Source organism: Pseudomonas sp. AC532 (assembly GCF_979258965.1).
In genome coordinates, this window is sequence record NZ_OZ409888.1 from 3,461,718 (window position 1) to 3,481,195 (window position 19,478).

The 19,478-nt window shown below is 64.4% G+C and carries 17 protein-coding genes; 15 read left to right on the top strand and 2 right to left on the bottom strand.

Annotated features, from left to right (window positions below):
• Positions 1-4 precede the first annotated feature (4 nt).
• Both motA and motB read left to right on the top strand, forming a co-directional pair.
• Positions 5-856 carry a flagellar motor stator protein MotA gene (gene motA, locus ACZ0AV_RS16200; RefSeq protein WP_499151976.1) on the top strand — a complete coding sequence of 284 codons (852 nt, stop codon included), beginning with the start codon at positions 5-7 and terminating at the stop codon, positions 854-856.
• 5 nt (positions 857-861) lie between these two features.
• The gene (motB, locus tag ACZ0AV_RS16205) at positions 862-1,875 is read left to right on the top strand and encodes a flagellar motor protein MotB (protein ID WP_499151977.1); all 1,014 of its coding nucleotides are present in this window, start codon (positions 862-864) and stop codon (positions 1,873-1,875) included.
• 76 nt (positions 1,876-1,951) lie between these two features.
• On the opposite strand, the gene rsgA is transcribed toward motB, so the two are convergent.
• Positions 1,952-2,983, bottom strand: coding sequence for a small ribosomal subunit biogenesis GTPase RsgA (rsgA, locus tag ACZ0AV_RS16210; protein ID WP_499151978.1), 1,032 nt, complete (start codon positions 2,981-2,983; stop codon positions 1,952-1,954).
• 167 nt (positions 2,984-3,150) lie between these two features.
• On the opposite strand from rsgA, the gene ACZ0AV_RS16215 reads away from it, so the two are divergent.
• Positions 3,151-3,984 (top strand): class I SAM-dependent methyltransferase, encoded by an 834-nt coding sequence (locus tag ACZ0AV_RS16215; protein ID WP_499151979.1) that lies wholly within the window; start codon positions 3,151-3,153, stop codon positions 3,982-3,984.
• 125 nt (positions 3,985-4,109) lie between these two features.
• Complete coding sequence (gene orn, locus ACZ0AV_RS16220) at positions 4,110-4,652, top strand: oligoribonuclease (RefSeq protein WP_499151980.1); 543 nt, start codon at positions 4,110-4,112, stop codon at positions 4,650-4,652.
• Between the two features lie 95 nt (positions 4,653-4,747).
• Here the strand turns inward: orn and queG are convergent, their stop codons facing one another.
• Complete coding sequence (gene queG / locus ACZ0AV_RS16225) at positions 4,748-5,845, bottom strand: tRNA epoxyqueuosine(34) reductase QueG (RefSeq protein WP_499151981.1); 1,098 nt, start codon at positions 5,843-5,845, stop codon at positions 4,748-4,750.
• A gap of 58 nt (positions 5,846-5,903) precedes the next feature.
• Between queG and ACZ0AV_RS16230 the strand changes: the two genes are divergently transcribed.
• From ACZ0AV_RS16230 to ACZ0AV_RS16280, 11 genes are all read left to right on the top strand, one after another.
• Complete coding sequence (locus ACZ0AV_RS16230; protein WP_499151982.1) at positions 5,904-7,403, top strand: NAD(P)H-hydrate dehydratase; 1,500 nt, start codon at positions 5,904-5,906, stop codon at positions 7,401-7,403.
• The gene (gene tsaE, locus ACZ0AV_RS16235; protein ID WP_499151983.1) at positions 7,391-7,858 is read left to right on the top strand and encodes a tRNA (adenosine(37)-N6)-threonylcarbamoyltransferase complex ATPase subunit type 1 TsaE; all 468 of its coding nucleotides are present in this window, start codon (positions 7,391-7,393) and stop codon (positions 7,856-7,858) included. Before ACZ0AV_RS16230 ends, tsaE begins: the two co-directional genes overlap by 13 nt.
• 8 nt (positions 7,859-7,866) lie before the next feature.
• Complete coding sequence (locus tag ACZ0AV_RS16240) at positions 7,867-9,297, top strand: N-acetylmuramoyl-L-alanine amidase (RefSeq protein ID WP_499153378.1); 1,431 nt, start codon at positions 7,867-7,869, stop codon at positions 9,295-9,297.
• On the top strand, positions 9,294-11,168 hold the full coding sequence (gene mutL / locus ACZ0AV_RS16245) for a DNA mismatch repair endonuclease MutL (RefSeq protein ID WP_499151984.1): 1,875 nt from the start codon (positions 9,294-9,296) through the stop codon (positions 11,166-11,168). Before ACZ0AV_RS16240 ends, mutL begins: the two co-directional genes overlap by 4 nt.
• Before the next feature lie 69 nt (positions 11,169-11,237).
• Positions 11,238-12,194 (top strand): tRNA (adenosine(37)-N6)-dimethylallyltransferase MiaA, encoded by a 957-nt coding sequence (miaA, locus tag ACZ0AV_RS16250; protein WP_499151985.1) that lies wholly within the window; start codon positions 11,238-11,240, stop codon positions 12,192-12,194.
• 111 nt (positions 12,195-12,305) lie between these two features.
• Positions 12,306-12,566, top strand: coding sequence for an RNA chaperone Hfq (hfq, locus tag ACZ0AV_RS16255; protein ID WP_070885212.1), 261 nt, complete (start codon positions 12,306-12,308; stop codon positions 12,564-12,566).
• A gap of 14 nt (positions 12,567-12,580) precedes the next feature.
• Complete coding sequence (gene hflX, locus ACZ0AV_RS16260; protein ID WP_499151986.1) at positions 12,581-13,882, top strand: ribosome rescue GTPase HflX; 1,302 nt, start codon at positions 12,581-12,583, stop codon at positions 13,880-13,882.
• A gap of 98 nt (positions 13,883-13,980) precedes the next feature.
• Entirely contained in the window at positions 13,981-15,174 is a 1,194-nt protein-coding gene (gene hflK, locus ACZ0AV_RS16265) for an FtsH protease activity modulator HflK (RefSeq protein ID WP_499151987.1), read from the top strand.
• The gene (gene hflC, locus ACZ0AV_RS16270; RefSeq protein WP_499151988.1) at positions 15,174-16,043 is read left to right on the top strand and encodes a protease modulator HflC; all 870 of its coding nucleotides are present in this window, start codon (positions 15,174-15,176) and stop codon (positions 16,041-16,043) included. The genes hflK and hflC overlap by 1 nt, the downstream gene beginning before the upstream one ends.
• Before the next feature lie 345 nt (positions 16,044-16,388).
• Positions 16,389-17,573, top strand: a complete 1,185-nt coding sequence (locus ACZ0AV_RS16275; protein ID WP_499151989.1) for an ATP phosphoribosyltransferase regulatory subunit — start codon at positions 16,389-16,391, stop codon at positions 17,571-17,573.
• A gap of 78 nt (positions 17,574-17,651) precedes the next feature.
• Positions 17,652-18,944: an adenylosuccinate synthase gene (locus ACZ0AV_RS16280; protein ID WP_499151990.1), complete on the top strand. Its 1,293-nt coding sequence runs from the start codon at positions 17,652-17,654 to the stop codon at positions 18,942-18,944.
• Positions 18,945-19,478 lie beyond the last annotated feature (534 nt).

The following is a 19,478-nucleotide window of genomic DNA, read 5'->3' on the forward strand; positions in this document are numbered from 1 at the left end:
TTTTATGGCCAAAATCATCGGCATCATCGTTGTCTTCGCCTGCGTACTCGGCGGTTTTGTCGCGTCCGGCGGCAAGATCATGGCTCTGGTGCACCCCTTCGAGGTGCTGATCATCGGCGGGGCTGCGCTGGGCGCGTTCCTGCAGGCCAACCCGGGCAGCATGTTCATGACCGTTTTCAAGAAGTCGTTGAAGATGTTCAAGTCGCGCTTCACCCACGACTATTACCTGGAAGTGCTGCGCCTGCTCTACGAGATTCTCAACAAGGCGCGCCGCGAAGGCATGATGGCCATCGAGGCCGACCTCGAGGATCCGGCGGCCAGCCCTATCTTCAGCAAGTACCCGGCGGTGCTGGGCGATGAGCGGATGGTCGCGTTCATCTGCGATTACCTGCGCATCATGTCTTCGGGCAACATGGCGCCGCACGAGCTGGAAGGCTTGTTCGACATGGAACTGGTGGGCCTCAAGGAGGAGCTCGAACACCCGGCCCATGCGGTTGCCAAGGTTGCCGACGGCATGCCGGCCATGGGTATCGTGGCTGCGGTACTGGGTATCGTGATCACCATGTCGATCCTGGCCGAGGCGGACAACGCGCAGATCGGTGAAAAGGTCGGCACTGCGCTGGTCGGCACCTTCCTCGGGATTCTCGCCTCTTACGGCTTCTTCGGGCCGTTGTCCACCGCCCTGGAACACGACGCCAAGGAAGAATTGAACGTATATGAGGCCATCAAGGCCGGCCTGGTTGCCTCGGCATCGGGCATGCCGCCTTCGCTGGCGGTAGAGTTTTCGCGCAAGACGCTTTATCCGGCGCACCGCCCAAGCTTCAGCGAGCTTGAACAGGCGATGCGCGGGAGCTAAGCACCATGGAAAACAATCAGCCGATTATCGTCAAGCGGGTCAAGAAGGTTGCCGGGGGCCACCACGGTGGCGCCTGGAAAATCGCCTTTGCCGACTTCGCTACGGCGATGATGGCCTTTTTCATGGTGATGTGGCTGATGTCCTCAGCCACCCCCGAGCAGAAGAAGTTGATCTCCGGTTACTTCAAGGACCCCATCGGCTTTTCCGAGAGTGCCAGTCCCTATGTGATCGACCTTGGCGGTTCACCGACGCCGTCGCCGGACCGCACCCTCAACGAGCAGCCCCAGGAAGCACCGGGCGACGAAGCCGACACCGATCCCAAAGACCCCGCCGAGCTGGACGCCGAACAGGCCGAGGCCAAGGCCGCAGAGGTGGAGCGCGAACGCCTGGAGCTGCTGCTTCAGGAATTGCAGAACAAGGTCGAACTGGACCCGCAACTGCAGCGCTTCAAGGACCAGATCCTCTTCGAGATCACTCAGGACGGCCTGCGCATCCAGATCGTCGATGCCGAAAACCGGCCCATGTTCGCCCTCGGCAGCGCGCAGTTGCAGCCCTATTTCGAAGACATCCTGTTTGCCCTGACCGACACCATCAAGGCTGTGCCGAACAAGATCAGCATCAGCGGCCACACCGATGCCAAGCCGTTCGCCGGGGCGGGCGGCTTCGGCAACTGGGAGCTGTCGGCCAACCGCGCCAACGCGGCGCGGCGCGTGTTGATTGCTGCCGGCTACGAGGATGCGCAGGTAGCGCGGGTGGTCGGCTATGCGTCGTCGGCACTGTTCGACCGCGACGACCCGTTCAACCCGGTCAACCGGCGTATCGACATCGTGGTGCTGAACAAGAAGGCCCAGCGCGATATCGAAGGCGAGCAGAGCGGCGGCGAACTGCTGCCCGATCCGGCGCCGGGTGCACCTGCCGGTGCGGCGCCTGCTGGCGAGCCGCTGTCCAGCGAGCAGGTACGCGAACGGCTGAACATCTTCGAGGACGGCACGCTGCAGATGGATCAGCCAACGGAGTAGTCAGCCCGGCGGCTGCGCGGCACATCCGGGCGCCTGAGTGGCGCCCTTCCTGCAAGCGGCAGCCGCTCGCCGCTCCTCAGTATTCCGATTCCGGCAGGCTGGCCAGAATATGCCGGTAGCTGTTCATCCGTTGCGGTTGAATGCGGCCATCCTCCAGCGCCTTGAGCAGCGCGCAGCCGGGCTCGCGGTCATGCTTGCAGTCGCGAAAGCGACAATGGCCGAGCAGGTCGGCGAACTCGATGAAGCCGGCCTCCACATCGTCACGGCTCACGTGCACCAGGCCGAACTCGCGAATACCCGGTGAATCGATCAACTGGCCGCCACCGGGAAAGTGGAACAGCCGCGCCGTGGTGGTGGTGTGCGTGCCTTTGCCGGTCAGCTCGGACAGCGGTCCCACCCGGGTATCGACACCTGGCAGCAGGCTGTTGACCAGCGACGACTTGCCCACGCCGGACTGGCCGACGAATACGCTGATGTTGCCGTCCAGCTGCTGCTTGAGCTGCTCCATGCCGTCACCCTCCAGCGCAGACACTTCCAGCAGCGGGTAACCCAGTTGGCGGTACACGCCAAGCAGCGCGTTAAGGGCCGTTTCGTTCTGCGCGTCGATCAGGTCTGCCTTATTGAGCAGCAGCAGGGGGCGAATGCCGGCGTGTTCGGCTGCAACCAGATAGCGGTCGATCAGGTTGGCATGGGGCTCGGGCAGCGGCGCGAAGACGATGACGATCAGGTCGACGTTGGCCGCCACCGGTTTCAGCTGGCCGCGAGTGTCCGGGCGGCACAGTTCGGTGTCGCGCGGCAACTGCGCGACGATCACGCCGATACCCTGGTTGCCGGGGCGCCACACCACCCGGTCGCCGGTCACCAGGGTGGGCAGGTTGGCGCGTAGGTGGCAGCGGAATACCTGTCCCGCCAGTTCGCCATCCGTTGCCTCGACCTCCACCTGCACGCCGAAGTGAGCGATCACCAGGCCGGTCTGTTCCGGGCCGAGGTCGCCGCCCTCCAGGGTTTCCACCACGCGTGATTCGCGCTTGGCGGCACGCGCGGCGCGCTCACCCTGGATTTTTTCGATGCGCCAGTTTTGCCGGCGGTTGAGTTGGCGTTTGGCCATGGGTCTTCCGAGTGTGTGATGCGCTGAAAATGAACGCGAGTCTAGCATGTCCAGGGGCGGCAATTTGCCGATGCCGGCCGGGGGGGCGTCGGCCCGCCAATGGGGCCGTGCGTGAAACGCCAACAGCCCCTAGACTGGCGGTCCATCTTTCATCGAGCCTCACGGACATGGCTGCCCCTCATCGCACCCTGCACCGCCTGGGGGAACGCTACCCCGCCCTGCTGGCCTTGCTGATCCAGTTGGCCGTCACCCTGTGCATGGGCTTGACGATCGTGGCGGCCGCGACGCTGTCGGGCTGGCGGCCGAGCCTGCTGGCAGCCGGTCTGCTGCACGGCTTGCTGGCGGCCAGCCTGGCTCGCTGGCTGGGTCTGTCACGCTGGTGGTTCTGGCTCAACCTGGTGTTCGTGCCGGGGTTACTGCTGGCCAGCGGCGCGCCGTTGCCATCCTGGTTGTTCCTGCTCGGTTTCCTGCTGTTGCTGCTGCTCAACTGGAACAGCATCGGTGAGCGCGTGCCCTTGTACCTCACCGGGGCCGGCAGCCGCCGTGCATTGGCCCGACTGCTGGAGGAGCGCGGCGGGCGCTTCACCTTCGTCGACCTCGGCTGCGGGCCGGCGGGCACATTGTTATGGCTGGCGCGGCGGTTTCCCGATGCGCAGTTCACCGGGGTGGAAACCGCTCCGCTTTCCTATGTCATCGCACGGCTGCGCAGCCTGGCCCGGCGCAATTGCCGGATTCGCTACCAGAACCTCTGGCGCAGCGACCTGGCTGTGATTGATGTGGCCTACTGCTTCCTGTCTCCTGCGCCCATGCCCTCGCTGTGGGCCAAGGCGCGCGCCGAATTGCCGGCCGGTGCCTGGCTGATCAGCAACAGCTTCGAAATCCCCGGCGTAGCGCCGCAGCGCGTGGTGGCGCTGAAGGATTGGCGCGACTCTCGCCTGCTGCTCTGGGAAATCGACGCGCAGCCGGTCGAACAGCCCTCGGTGCGGCCATCGCGGCGCTGAGGGCGGGTTGGCCTGCGCGCCCGGGGCCTGCGGTATCACCGGCGGCCCCATCGGTGTTGCGCCGGCGGCCTCGTCGATGTTTTTCCATGGCCTGCTAGAATGGCGGCCCTACAAAGGAGCGCAGCATGCAGAATCCACAGAACCTGATCTGGATCGACCTGGAAATGACCGGCCTCGATCCCGAGACGGACGTGATCATCGAAATGGCCACCATCGTTACCGATACCGAGCTCAACGTGCTGGCCGAGGGGCCGGTGATCGCCGTGCACCAGAGCGATGAGCGCCTGGCTGCCATGGACGAGTGGAACACCCGCACCCATGGTGCCAGTGGGTTGACCCAGCGCGTGCGCGAGAGCCGCATCGGCCAGGCAGAGGCCGAGGCGCAAACCATCGCGTTTCTGGAGAAGTGGGTGCCGAAGGGCAAGTCGCCTATCTGCGGCAACAGCATCGGCCAGGACCGCCGCTTCCTCTACCGATACATGCCGACGCTGGAAGCCTACTTCCACTACCGCTACCTGGACGTCTCGACCCTGAAGATCCTCGCCGAACGCTGGGCGCCGGGCGTCAAGGACGGTTTCCTGAAAACCGGCAGCCACCAGGCGCTGGACGACATTCGCGAGTCGATCGCCGAACTCAAGTATTACCGTCAGCACCTGCTCAAGGTCTGAGCCCACAACGCTCGACTGCCAGGCCGGTCCTGCGTATCGCTCGATTGGCCACAGAGGTAACCGGGACGCCCGGAGTTGCGCCGTCCCGGGTATCGCTACGCTAACCCGGGCTCCTGATTAAAGCTGCCAGCGCGCCTCGCATGTTGTTCCAGCGCCCACTCCACATGCTCGCGCACCAGCTCCGACGGATAGCCGCGGCGAGCCTCCAGCGCCTCCAGCACCGGAATGCTCGACGGTGCATTGCCCAGGCCCACCGCCAGGTTGCGCAGCCAGCGTTCGTAGCCGGCGCGGCGCAGCGGTGAGCCTTCGGTGCGGCTGAGAAACTCCTCCTCGCTCCAGCGAAACAGCTCGGCCAGCTCCGCGTTGTCGAGGCTGTGGCGCGGCTGGAAGTCGTTCTGCTCGGTGGCCTTGGCGAAACGGTTCCAGGGGCAGACCATCTGGCAGTCGTCGCAGCCGAACACGCGATTGCCGATCGGTGCACGCAAGTCTTTAGGAATCGGTCCCTTCAGCTCGATGGTCAGGTAGGAGATGCAGCGCCGCGCATCGAGCAGGTAGGGGCCGACGAACGCAGCGGTGGGGCATACGTCCAGGCAGGCGCTGCAGCGGCCGCAGTGCTCGCTGGCATGGGGCGCGTCTTCGGGCAGCGGGATGTCGACGAACAGTTCACCGAGAAAGAAATAGCTGCCGGCCTTGCGGTTGAGCACCAGGGTGTTCTTGCCGATCCAGCCGAGGCCGGACTGTTCGGCGATGGCCTTTTCCAGCACCGGCGCGCTGTCGACGAAGGCGCGGTAGCCGAATGGCCCGATGGCCTGCTGGATACGTTCGGCCAGTTGTTGCAGGCGTTTGCGGATCAGCTTGTGGTAATCACGGCCCAGCGCATAACGCGACACGTAGGCTTTTTCCGGCTCTTGCAGGCGCTGGGCCATCTGCGTGTCGCCGGGCAGGTAATCCATGCGCAGCGACACCACCCGCAGCGTGCCGGGCACCAGCTCGTCTGGATGTGAACGTTTACGGCCATGCGCGGCCATATAGTCCATCTCGCCCTGGTAACCGGCTTCCAGCCAGCGTTGCAGGTGCGCCTCGTGTTCGCCCAGCTCCAGGCCGCTGATGCCCACCTGCTGGAAGCCCAGCTCACGGCCCCACTCCTTGATGGACTGGGCGAGGCGGGCGAGGTCGGGGGTGGCGTTGGTCATGCTGGGCGGGAATCTGCAGTGAGCGGCGTATAATTCTGCCAGACATCGGAGCTCAGGCATGTGGCATTCATCAGACGATCTACCCACCGCCCTCTATTGCGGTGCCCAGGTGCGCGCGCTGGATGCCCGGCTGATCGCGGCCGGCACGCCGGGTTTCGCGCTCATGCAACGTGCTGCACACGCCATCTGGCGCGCCCTGCGGCGTCAGTGGCCGGACGCCGGCGCGCTCACCGTGCTGGCCGGGCACGGCAACAACGCGGGCGACGGTTACCTGGTGGCCGCACTGGCGCTGCGTGCGGGGTGGCAGGTTCGGGTATTGGCCGTGAGCGAGGCGCAGCGCCTGCAGGGTGACGCAGCCCGGGCACGCGATGAAGCCCTGGTCGCCGGGGTCGATGTGCGTTCCTGGCAACGGGAACATACGCCGCAAGGCGTGTTGGTCGATGCGCTGCTGGGTACGGGGCTGTCCGGCGCCGTGCGCGAGCCTTACGCTGCGGCGATCGAGTGGATCAATCGCAGTGGCTGCGCCGTGCTGGCGGTGGATATCCCTTCGGGTATTTGTGCCGACACCGGCCATGAATTGGGCGTGGCAGTGAAGGCGCAGCTCACCGTGACCCTGATCGGCCTGAAGATCGGTTTGCTGGTCGGGCAGGCCCTCGATCATGTTGGCGCCCTGGTGTTCGACGACCTGCAGGCCGAGCCGGCCATCGTCGCCGAGCAGCAGGCGGTCGCCGAGCGGCTGGCTGGCCCCCTGCTGCCGCGGGTGCCTGAGCGCCAGCCGGCCACCCACAAGGGACGGCTCGGTCACCTGCTGGTAGTGGGCGGTGACCACGGCACGGGCGGCGCCGCGCTGCTTTCAGCGCAAAGCGCGTTGCGTAGCGGTGCCGGCATGGTGTCGCTGGCAACTCGCGCCGAGCATATCGGTGCCGCGCAGGCCCGACTGCCGGAGGTGATGAGCCTGGCCGTTGCCTCAGCCAACCAGTTACACGACCTGGCGGGCAAGGTATCGGTCTGGGTCGTGGGGCCGGGTCTCGGTCAAGGCGCCTGGGCGCGCAGCCTGCTGTCGGCCGCTGCGGCGTCGTCTGCTGCCCAGGTGTGGGATGCCGACGCCCTCAACCTGCTCGCCGCAGGCGCGGTTGGCATTGCGCCAGGTAGCGTGATCACGCCGCATCCGGGCGAGGCGGCGCGTCTGCTGGGCATTTCAACCGGAGCGCTGCAGGCTGACCGGCCGGCAGCCGCCAGGGCGCTGGCGCGGCGCTACCAGGTGATCTGGGTGCTTAAAGGTGCTGGCACGTTGGTCGCCGACCCGGGCGGCCGCTTGCGGGTCTGTGATCGTGGCGACCCGGTCATGGCCGGTGCCGGTCTGGGCGACGTGTTGGCCGGGCTGATCGGCGCGCTGATTGCCCAGGGCTGCCCGCCCTGGGACGCCGCCTGCCTCGGCGTGTGGGTGCATGCAGGCGCCGGCGAGTACCTGGCAGAGAAAGGAAATGGTCTGGCGGCCAGCGATCTGTGCGACGCTATCCGCCATTTGTTACAGGAGCGAGCCGCTTGTCCGAAATAGAACTGTTCGCCGCCGATGAAGAGGCCATGCTGGCGCTCGGCGCGCGCATTGCCTCGGTCACTGCTGGGCGTGGGGTGATTTTCCTCGAAGGCGACCTGGGCGCAGGCAAGACCACGCTGTCACGCGGCATGCTGCGGGGCCTGGGGCACCAGGGCGCGGTCAAAAGCCCGACCTTCACCCTGGTCGAGCCCTACGAAATCGGCGCGGTGCGCGCCTACCATTTCGACCTCTATCGACTGGTCGATCCAGAGGAATTGGAATTTCTCGGTATTCGCGATTACTTCGAAGGCGATGCGCTGTGCCTCATCGAGTGGCCGCAGCGCGGCGCAGGCGTTTTGCCAAAGGCTGACATGGCCATTACCATTACCCCGCGATCGGGTGGCCGGTCGCTGCTACTTCGCAGTCATGGCGCGAAGGGTGACAGCTGGTGTGCCGTGTTGGCTGCCGGAGCATGAACACGAATTTGGGGGCGGGTATGCGCATAGGCGCGCGATTGATCGCGGTCGGGCTGATGTTGGCGGTCATGGCAGCCGACGTATGGGCCGCGTCAGATGTGCGCAGCGTTCGCCTGTGGCGCGCGCCGGACAACACTCGACTGGTCTTCGATCTGTCCGGGCCGGTGCAGCACAGCGTCTTCACCCTGGCGGCGCCCGATCGTATCGTCATCGATATCAGCGGCGCCAAGCTGGTCACCGAGCTCGACAAGCTGGCCCTGAGCAATACACCGATCACGTCAGTGCGCTCGGCGCAGCGTACGCCTGACGACCTGCGCGTGGTCATCGACCTGTCGTCCCAGGTCACGCCGAAGAGCTTTACCCTGGCGCCCAATCAGCAGTACGGCCACCGTCTGGTCGTCGATCTGTTCGATCAGCCGTCCGGAGCTGCGCCAAGCTTGCCATCGACCACCACGGCCAGCGCGCCGCCGGTGCCGGTCACGCCAACCCAGGCGCCACCCAAGCTGGCGCCCGTTCCCGGTGGCAAGCGCGATATCGTGATCGCTATCGACGCCGGTCACGGCGGTGAGGATCCGGGCGCCCTGGGGCCGGTCAAGGGCCAGTTCGAGAAGCACGTGACGCTGTCCATTGCCAAGGAGTTGCAGCGCCAGATCAACGCCGAGAAGGGCTTTCGCGGCGAGTTGGTACGCACGGGCGATTATTTCATCCCATTGCGCAAGCGCACCGAGATCGCGCGCAAGAAGGGCGCCGATCTGTTCGTGTCCATCCACGCCGATGCCGCGCCTCGCGCCGCCGCCTTCGGTGCATCGGTGTATGCGCTGTCGGATCGAGGCGCCACCTCGGAAACCGCGCGCTGGCTGGCCGATGCGGAAAACCAGTCCGACCTGATCGGTGGGGCCGGCAATGTCAGCCTCGAAGACAAGGACCGAATGCTCGCCGGCGTGCTGCTGGACTTGTCGATGACCGCCTCGCTTTCGTCGAGCCTCAACGTCGGCCAGAAGGTACTTGGCCAGATGGGCCAGATCACCCCGCTGCACAAGCGCCGTGTCGAGCAGGCCGGTTTCATGGTGCTGAAGTCGCCGGACATCCCCTCGATCCTGGTGGAAACCGGCTTCATCTCCAATCCCAGCGAGGCGCGCAAGCTGTTCACCGCCGCGCACCAGAAGACCCTGTCGCGTTCTATCGTCACCGGCGTCAAGCAGTTCTTCGAGCAGAACCCGCCGCCTGGTACCTACATCGCCTGGCTGCGTGACAACGGCAAGATCGCCCAGAGCGCGCGTGAGCATGTGGTCAGGTCCGGGGAGAGCCTGGCGCTGATTGCCCAGCGTTACCAGATCGGCCTGGCGACACTGCGGTCGGCCAATTCGCTGAAATCCGACGTCATCAAGGTCGGCCAGACGCTGCACATCCCCGCGACCTCGCTGGCTGCGCAACCATGAGTGAAGCAGGCCGTATCCAACTGCTGAGCCCGCGGTTGGCGAACCAGATCGCCGCCGGTGAAGTGGTAGAGCGTCCCGCGTCGGTGATCAAGGAATTGCTCGAAAACAGCCTGGACTCCGGTGCCAGGCGCGTTGATGTGGATGTGGAGCAGGGTGGCGTCAAACTGTTGCGAGTGCGTGATGACGGTCGCGGCATCGCAGCCGACGATCTGCCGCTGGCCCTGGCGCGCCACGCTACCAGCAAGATTCGTGAGCTCGAGGATCTCGAGCAGGTCATGAGCATGGGCTTTCGCGGCGAGGCGCTGGCCTCCATCAGTTCGGTGGCGCGCCTGACCCTGACCTCGCGAACCGCCGATGCCGACCAGGCCTGGCAGGTGGAAACCGAAGGCCGTGACATGCAGCCGCGCGTGCAGCCCGCCGCTCACCCTGTCGGCACCTCGGTGGAGGTGCGCGACCTGTTCTTCAACACGCCGGCGCGGCGCAAGTTCCTCAAGGCCGAAAAGACCGAATTCGATCACCTGCAGGAAGTGATCAAACGCCTGGCGCTGGCCCGTTTCGACGTGGCCTTCCACCTGCGCCACAACGGCAAGAGCGTCCTCACGCTGCACGAGGCCAATGACGACGTCAGTCGCGCGCGGCGGGTCGCCTCGGTGTGCAGCGCAGGTTTTCTCGAGCAGGCGCTGCCCATCGATATAGAGCGCAACGGCCTTCACCTGTGGGGCTGGGTCGGTTTGCCGACCTTCTCGCGTAGCCAGGCGGACCTGCAGTATTTCTACGTCAACGGCCGCATGGTGCGCGACAAGCTGGTCGCCCACGCAGTGCGCCAGGCCTATCGCGACGTGTTGTTCAACGGCCGTCACCCGACATTCGTGCTGTTTCTGGAAATCGACCCGACGGCAGTGGACGTCAACGTGCATCCGACCAAGCATGAGGTGCGCTTTCGCGAAGGGCGCATGGTCCACGATTTCCTCTACGGCACCTTGCACCGCGCCCTGGGCGAGGTGAGGCCGGAAGACCAACTGGCCACGCCCGCTACCGTCGAAACCCTGTTGCGCCCCACCGGGCAGGCTGCCGGGGAGTTCGGGCCGCAGGGTGAAATGGGCCTGGCGGCCAGTGTGCTGGAGCGGCCGGCCGAGTCGGTCTGGCGTTCGCCCGGCGCGGGCTATCAGGGACAGCGAAGCGAGTCGTCGTTGCCGGCGGCCGAGGCCCAGGGGGTCTATCGCGAGTTCTTCGCGCCCATGCCGACCGGTGGTGCGCAGGCCCCCATGCCGCCCGCCGAGGGCGACATTCCGCCGCTCGGGTACGCCATCGCCCAGCTCAAAGGCATCTACATCCTTGCCGAGAGTGCCCACGGGCTGATCGTCGTGGACATGCACGCAGCCCACGAGCGCATCATGTACGAGCGCCTCAAGGTCGCCATGGCCAGCGAGGGCCTGCGCGGCCAGCCGCTGCTGGTGCCCGAGTCCATCGCCGTGAGCCAGCGCGAGGCGGATTGTGCCGAGGAGCATGGCCAGTGGTTCCAGAAACTCGGCTTTGAACTGCAAAGGCTGGGGCCGGAAACCCTGGCGATTCGGCAGATTCCCGCGCTGCTCAAACAGGCAGAAGCAACGCGCCTGGTGAGTGACGTGCTTGCAGACCTGCTCGAATATGGCACCAGCGACCGCATCCAGGCGCACCTCAACGAGTTGCTCGGCACCATGGCCTGCCACGGTGCGGTGCGCGCCAATCGCCGGCTCACGCTGCCAGAGATGAACGGCTTGTTGCGTGACATGGAGCAAACCGAGCGCAGCGGCCAATGCAACCATGGCCGCCCGACCTGGACACAGATGAGCATGGACCAACTGGACAAATTGTTCATGCGCGGCCAGTAACCGGCGCATCAGGCTTGCGGCCGGCGGTCCTTGCCCCGAAAATGGGCCGCCGTTTTTCGAGTCCCGCCGATGTCCTCCCTCGCTCCTGCCATCTTCCTGATGGGCCCGACCGCCGCCGGCAAGACCGACCTGGCACTGGCGCTGGCGCGCGTGTTGCCGTGCGAGCTGGTCAGTGTCGATTCCGCGCTGGTCTATCGCGGCATGGATATCGGTACGGCCAAGCCGGACAAGGCTACGTTGCAGGCGTTTCCCCATCACCTGGTGGATATTCGTGACCCGGCCGAAGCCTATTCGGCGGCCGAGTTTCGCCGCGATGCGCTGGCGGCCATGGCGGACATCACCGCGCGTGGGCGCATTCCGCTGCTGGTAGGCGGCACGATGCTGTATTTCAAGGCCCTGCTCGACGGCCTGGCGGACATGCCCGGTGCCGACGCCGAGGTGCGGGCAGCACTCGAGGCGCAGGGGATGAGCGAGGGTTGGGGCGCGTTGCACGAGGAGTTGCACAGGGTGGACCCGCAGTCGGCCGCACGCATCCACCGCAACGACCCACAGCGGCTGGTGCGCGCGCTGGAGGTCTTTCGGGTCAGCGGCATGACCATGAGCGAATTGCGTTTGCAGCAGAATCAAGCCAGCTCGGCGGCCGGAGGTTTCCCCTATACTGTCGCGCAACTGGCGGTGGCGCCGGCCCAGCGCCAGCTTCTGCACGAACGAATCGCCCAGCGATTTGATCTCATGCTGGAACAGGGCTTCGTCGCCGAGGTCGAACGCCTGCATCGGCGAGGTGACCTGCATGCCGAGTTGCCGTCTATAAGGGCGGTTGGCTACCGGCAGGTCTGGGAGCATCTGGAAGGGCGCCTGAGCGCGCCGCTGATGCGTGAGCGCGGTATCATTGCCACTCGTCAACTGGCGAAGCGGCAGTTCACCTGGTTGCGTGGTTGGGAAAATGTGCATTGGCTGGACAGCCACGATTGCGACAATCTGCCACGTGCCTTGAAATACCTGGCGACGGTCTCCATATTGAGCTGAGACCTTGCCGCAGGCCGTCTATCCTTGGGGGAAGACGTGCCAGAGCCGTTTTGTTGGTTAAGCAACCCTTTCAAAAAACTATCCAATTATCGATCCATAGGAGTGCGGCACATGTCAAAAGGGCATTCGCTACAAGACCCTTACCTCAATACCCTGCGTAAGGAACGCGTTCCGGTTTCCATCTACCTGGTCAACGGCATCAAGCTGCAGGGCCAGATCGAATCGTTCGACCAGTTCGTCATCCTGCTGAAGAACACCGTCAGCCAGATGGTCTACAAGCATGCGATTTCCACTGTGGTACCGAGCCGTCCGGTTCGTCTGCCCAGTGCATCCGAATCCGATCAGGCCGAGTCCGAGCCTGGCAACGCCTAACCCAGGGGGCTGCATTGTTCTTCGAGCGCCATGAAGGGGGTGAACGGGCCATCCTGGTTCATCTGGATAGCCAGAACACCGAGGCGAGCGAGGATCCCCAGGAGTTTCAGGAGCTGGCGCTTTCCGCGGGTGCCGATGCCGTGGCGTTTTACAGTGTGCCGAACAGCCGGCCCACTGCGAAATTCCTTATCGGCAGCGGCAAGGTGGAAGAGCTGCGCGATCAGGTGAAGGCTCACGAAGCCGACCTGGTCATCTTCAATCATGTCCTTACGCCCAGCCAGGAGCGCAACCTCGAGCGAGTTTTCGAGTGTCGCGTGTTGGACCGTACGGGCCTGATTCTCGATATCTTCGCCCAGCGCGCGCGTACCCATGAAGGCAAGTTGCAGGTCGAGCTGGCTCAGCTCGATCACATGAGCACGCGCCTGGTTCGCGGCTGGACGCACCTTGAGCGGCAGAAAGGGGGTATCGGTCTGCGCGGTCCGGGTGAAACCCAGCTGGAAACCGACCGCCGTCTGCTGCGGGTGCGCATTCGCCAGATCAAGCAGAAACTCGAGAAGGTGCGCAGCCAGCGTGAGCAGGCACGCCGGGGTCGTCGGCGTGCCGACATCCCCTCGGTTTCACTGGTCGGCTATACCAACGCTGGCAAGTCGACGCTGTTCAATGCGCTGACCGAGTCCGACGTCTACGCCGCCGATCAACTGTTCGCCACCCTCGATCCAACACTGCGCCGCCTGCAGCTCGATGATCTCGGGCCGGTGGTGCTGGCCGACACCGTGGGGTTCATTCGCCACCTGCCGCACAAGCTGGTCGAAGCGTTCCGCGCCACGCTCGAGGAATCGAGCAATTCGGATCTGCTGCTGCACGTTATCGACGCTCACGAGCCCGAGCGTACGGCGCAGATCGAGCAGGTGCTGGCAGTGCTGGGCGAGATCGGCGCACAGGATCTGCCCGTGCTCGAGGTTTACAACAAGCTCGATCTGCTGGAAGGTGTCGAGCCGCAGATTCAGCGCAGTGCTGACGGGCGGCCAGAGCGGGTGTGGCTGTCGGCCCGTGATGGGCGCGGGCTGGAGCTGCTCAAGCAGGCGGTTGCCGAGCTGCTGGGCGATGATCTGTTCGTCGCCACCCTGCACTTGCCGCAGCGGTTGGCGCGCCTGCGAGCGCAATTCTTTGAACTGGGTGCCGTGCAGCAGGAGTCCTATGCCGAAGATGGCAGCAGCCTTCTGCAGGTGCGCATTCCTCGCGTCGAATTGAATCGATTGGTCAGCCGTGAAGGCCTCCAGCCGCTAGAATTCATCGAGCAACACACTTTGCAATAAAGCCCGCGGCGGTGATTTTGCCGCTGGATGCGGGCATTCTGTAGCATTGGTGGGCGCGCCCTTTGGCGCGTCTTTGCTTTATCAGTATGGAGAGCGCTATGGCTTGGAATGAGCCGGGTGGCAATTCGAACAATCAGGATCCCTGGGGTGGCGGCGGTCGTCGTGGTAACGGCGGCGGTGGCGGCGGTGACCGCAAGGGACCACCGGATCTCGACGAAGCCTTCCGCAAGCTGCAGGACCGCCTCAATGGCTTGTTCGGTGGCGGCAATAAACGCGGCAGTGACAACAATGGTTCCAGGGGCAAGGGTGGCGGTTTCGGCCTGCTGTTCGTTGCGCTGGCCGTGGTGGGCGCCTTTTGGCTGTACAACGCTATCTATGTGGTCGATGAGCAGGAACAGGCTGTCGTGCTGCGTTTCGGTAAATACCACGAGACGGTCGGCCCGGGGCTGAACATCTATTTCCCGCCGATCGATCGCAAGTTTCAGGAAAACGTTACCCGCGAGCGTGCTTACAGCAAGCAGGGGCAGATGTTGACCGAAGACGAAAACATCATCGAAGTGCCGCTGACGGTGCAGTACAGGATCAGCAACCTGCAGGACTTCGTGCTGAACGTCGACATGCCGGAAACCAGTCTGCAGCATGCGACCGACAGTGCCGTGCGCCACGTGGTGGGCTCCACCGAGATGGACCAGGTGCTGACCGAAGGCCGTGAGCAGATGGCTGGTGACGTGCGTGAGCGCCTGCAGCGATTCCTCGATACCTACCGTACCGGTATCACCGTGACCCAGGTGAACCTGCAGAGCGCCGCGGCGCCGCGCGAGGTCCAGGAAGCGTTCGATGACGTGATCCGTGCCCGTGAAGACGAGCAGCGCGAGAAGAACCAGGCCGAGACCTACGCCAACGGCGTGGTGCCGGAAGCGCGTGGTCAGGCCCAGCGCCTGATCGAGGATGCCAGCGGTTATCGTGATGAGGTGATCTCCCGTGCCCAGGGTGAGGCGAACCGCTTCACGGCCCTGGTCGCCGAGTACCGCAAGGCCCCCGAGGTCACGCGTGAGCGTCTGTATCTCGATACCATGCAGCAGATGATGAGCAACACCAGCAAGGTGCTGGTAACCGGCGACAAGGGGCAGAACAACCTGCTTTATCTGCCGCTGGACAAGATGATCGACAGTCGTGGTGGCAGCAGCGCTCCGGGTAACGCAGCCGGTGCCGGTGCTGGTGCGGCGGATCTTGGCGCACGCGTAGGCAACAATGTCGGGCAGAGCGACCTGCGTACAAGGGAGAGCCGTTGATGAGCAATAAATCACTGGTGACCCTGATCGTAGGGGTGGTGCTGGCACTGATCGCCTGGAGCAGTTTCTATATCGTGTCGCAAACCGAGCGTGCGGTGCTGTTGCAGTTCGGTCGGATCGTCGAGCCGGATGTACAGCCTGGCCTGCACGTGAAGATTCCGTACGTGAACCAGGTGCGCAAGTTCGATGCGCGTCTGCTCACACTCGATACCGTCAACTCGCGCTTTCTGACCCTGGAAAAGAAGGCGCTGATGGTCGACGCCTATGCCAAGTGGCGCGTTCTGGATGCGGAGCGTTACTACACTGCGACCTCGGGCATGAAGCAGATTGCCGACGAGCGTCTTTCCCGTCGCCTCGAAGCGTCGCTGCGTGACCAGTTCGGTAAGCGCACCCTGCACGAGTCGGTCTCTGGCGAGCGTGATGCGCTGATGGCTGACGTGACCGCGTCGCTCAACCGCGCTGCGCAGCGTGAGCTGGGCATCGAGGTGGTGGATGTGCGGGTCAAGGCCATCGACCTGCCCAAGGAAGTCAACCGCAGCGTTTTCGATCGCATGAGTTCGGAGCGTGAGCGTGAGGCCCGCGAGCATCGCGCCAAGGGTAAGGAGCTGGCAGAAGGTATTCGTGCCGACGCTGATCGTCAGCAGCGCGTGCTGCTTGCCGAGGCCTATCGTCAGGCGGAGGAGTTGCGTGGTCAGGGTGATGCCCAGGCTGCTGCCATCTACTCCGAGGCGTACGGTCAGGATCAGGAGTTCTATTCCTTCTACCGTAGCCTGAACGCCTACCGCGAAAGCTTCTCGGACAAGCGCGATGTGCTGGTGCTGGACCCGAGCAGCGACTTCTTCCGTTATCTGGAAAAGTCCAAGCCCTGATGGCGTTCTGAGCCGCAGGCTGCAAGTGATAGGGGGCGCTCCGTGCGCGCCTGTCGCTTGAAGCTTGTGGCGTCAGGCTTTTCACGTGGTATGATGCGGCAGCCGGGAAAATCCCGGCTTTTTTACGCCTGTGGGAATCATGCGGCACGAACTGAGCGTTACGTTCTGTCTTTCAAGGCTTTTGGCCTTGCCCCTTTCCGCGCCCCTGGCGTGGGGGCTTCGTGCAATCAATTCAATGATCGTCTCGATGCCCGTTTCTGGAGCTGACCGGCCTGTTGCCGCGTTCGGCTTTCCATCCGCTTCACTGAAGGCTTGTGCCCCCCGAATCAAGAGGGAAATGGCGAAATGGCGACCGTAGACCGCTGGCTGCTGCCAGATGGGATCGAAGAAGTATTGCCCCCGGAAGCCGCGCGCATCGAAGTCGCGCGCCGTCAGGTGCTGGATCTGTTCCAGCGCTGGGGCTATGAATTCGTGGTAACCCCTCATATCGAGTACCTGGAGTCGCTCCTGACCGGTGCCGGTCAGGACCTGGATCTGCGCACCTTCAAGGTGACCGATCCGCTGTCCGGCCGGCAGATGGGCTTTCGTGCCGACATCACGCCACAAGTGGCGCGCATCGATGCACACACGCTGCGTCGTGAGGGGCCGAGCCGGCTGTGCTACGCCGGCAGCGTGCTGCATGCGCAGCCGCGTGCGCTGACTACCTCGCGCAGCCCGATCCAGCTGGGCGCCGAGCTGTACGGCGACGCCAGTCCGGCCAGTGACGTCGAGGTGATCAGCCTGCTGGTCGACACCCTCGAGCTCGCCGAGGTGCCGGACGTGCACATGGATCTGGGGCATGTCGGTATCTACCGCGGCCTGGCGCGTGCCGCCGAGTTGTCGGGCGAGGTCGAGCAGCAGTTGTTCGATGCCCTGCAGCGCAAGGCCATGGATGAAATCGATGCGCTGACCGAGCCCTTGCCCGATGCTCTGCGGCGCATGCTGCGCGCGCTCGGTGAGCTGTGTGGTAGTCGCGACGTGCTGGACCTGGCGCAGGCCTGCCTGGTCGAGGCGCCGGAGGACGTGCATGCGGCGCTGGACGACCTGGTGGCCATCGCCGATGCGCTGGAGCTGCGTTATCCGGAATTGCCGCTGTATTTCGATCTCGGCGAACTGCGCGGTTACCACTACCACACCGGTGTGGTGTTTGCCGCGTTCGTGCCGGCTGTTGGTCAGGCGATCGCCCAGGGTGGCCGCTATGACGACATCGGTGCCGACTTCGGCCGGGCGCGCCCGGCTACCGGCTTTTCCACCGACCTCAAGACACTGGTGAGCCTGGGTAATATGCCGCTTGGCGAAGAGCCGGCCGGTATCTGGGCGCCCGACAGCCACGACGTTTACCTGTGGCAGGCGGTGCGTCGTCTGCGTGGCGAGGGCGAGCGCGTGGTGCAGGCGCTGCCCGGGCAGGAGCTGGCTGCCGCTGCCGAAGTTGGCTGTGATCGCCAGCTGTTATTGCGTGACGGTCGCTGGCAGGTGCTGGCGCTCGGCTAAGTGACCACCGGGTCGTCTATTCTGAATTACTTTCGCCGGCCGCGACCGGCTCAAGCTTGCGCGAAGAGGACAAGTGTTATGGGTAAGAATGTCGTAGTCCTGGGCACCCAGTGGGGTGATGAGGGCAAAGGCAAGATCGTCGATCTGCTGACCGAGCACGCGGCCGCCGTCGTGCGTTATCAGGGTGGCCACAATGCCGGCCACACCCTGGTGATCGACGGTGAGAAAACCGTGCTGCACCTGATTCCCTCGGGCGTGCTGCGCGAAGGCGTGCAATGCCTGATCGGCAACGGTGTGGTGGTTGCGCCTGACGCGCTGCTACGCGAGATCACCAAGCTGGAAGAGAAGGGTGTGCCGGTGCGCGAGCGCCTGCGTATCAGCCCGTCCTGCCCGCTGATCCTGTCCTACCATGTCGCTCTGGATCAGGCCCGCGAGAAAGCCCGTGGCGAGCTGAAGATCGGGACGACCGGTCGCGGCATCGGCCCGGCCTACGAAGACAAGGTTGCGCGCCGCGGCCTGCGCATCGGTGACCTGTTCCACCGTGAACGCTTCGCGGCCAAGCTCGGCGAGCTGCTGGACTACCACAACTTCCAGCTGGTGAATTACTACAAGGAGCCGGCCATCGACTTCCAGACCACTCTCGACGAGTGCATGGAATACGCTGAGCTGCTCAAGCCGATGATGCTCGACGTTACCGCCGAACTGCATAACCTGCGTCGCGCCGGCAAGGACATCATGTTCGAAGGTGCCCAGGGTTCGCTGCTCGACATCGACCACGGCACCTACCCGTACGTTACCAGCTCTAACACCACGGCGGGCGGCATCGCCACCGGTTCTGGCGTCGGCCCGATGTACCTGGATTACATCCTGGGCATCACCAAGGCCTACACCACCCGCGTCGGTTCCGGGCCGTTCCCCACGGAACTGTTCGACGACATTGGTGCGTTCCTGGCCAAGCGTGGCCACGAGTTCGGCGCGACCACCGGTCGTGCACGTCGCTGTGGCTGGTTCGATGCCGTGATCCTGCGTCGCGCCATCGACGTCAACAGTATCTCGGGCCTGTGCCTGACCAAACTGGACGTGCTCGACGGCCTTGAAACCATCCGCATCTGCGTGGGTTACAAGAACGAGAATGGTGCTGTCATCGACGCGCCGACCGACGCCGACAGTTACATCGGCCTGGAGCCGGTGTACGAAGAAATGCCGGGCTGGAGCGAATCGACCCTGGGTGCCAAGACCCTGGAAGAGCTGCCGGCCAATGCGCGCGCCTACATCAAGCGTGTGGAAGAGCTGGTCGGTGCGCCGATCGACATCATCTCCACCGGGCCGGATCGCAACGAGACCATCGTGCTGCGCCACCCCTTCGCCTGAATGGCCACGGCTCCCGAGCCGTGCATGCGTCATGAAGCGGGCCGCCCTTGGGCGGCCCGTTTTCGTTTGACGGGCCTCGCACGCGGGCGCAATCTGGCCATGTGCCGCTACTCGGCACGTGCTTTGCTTTCGTTTTGATCCTGCCTTGAAGTTGCCGCTCCTTTGGCGGTCGGAGGATGTCCCGTGGTCGCTGTCCTGTCGCTGTTTCGCAGTCGTCTATTGCTGCCGGTTTTCATTGCCCTGGGCGTCGCGCTGTTCGCCCAGGTGTTGGTGGTGCTGGCGTTGACCCGCAGCACGGTCGACGGCCTGGTGGTCGATCTGGAGCGGCAGCTGAGCAGCGATGCCGGGCGTCTTTCCAGTGAGTTGGAGCAGGCCAATCGCGAGGTTTCCGCGAGCCTGGGAACGCTTTCGGTGCGCACTCGCGAAAGCCTCTCTTCAGGGTTGTCCAGCCGCCTGGGCGAGGAGCGCGTGCAGATGCGCGCCAGCCTGGAGAAGAGCCTGAGGGATTCCGCCAATGATCTGGCGCAGTTGTTG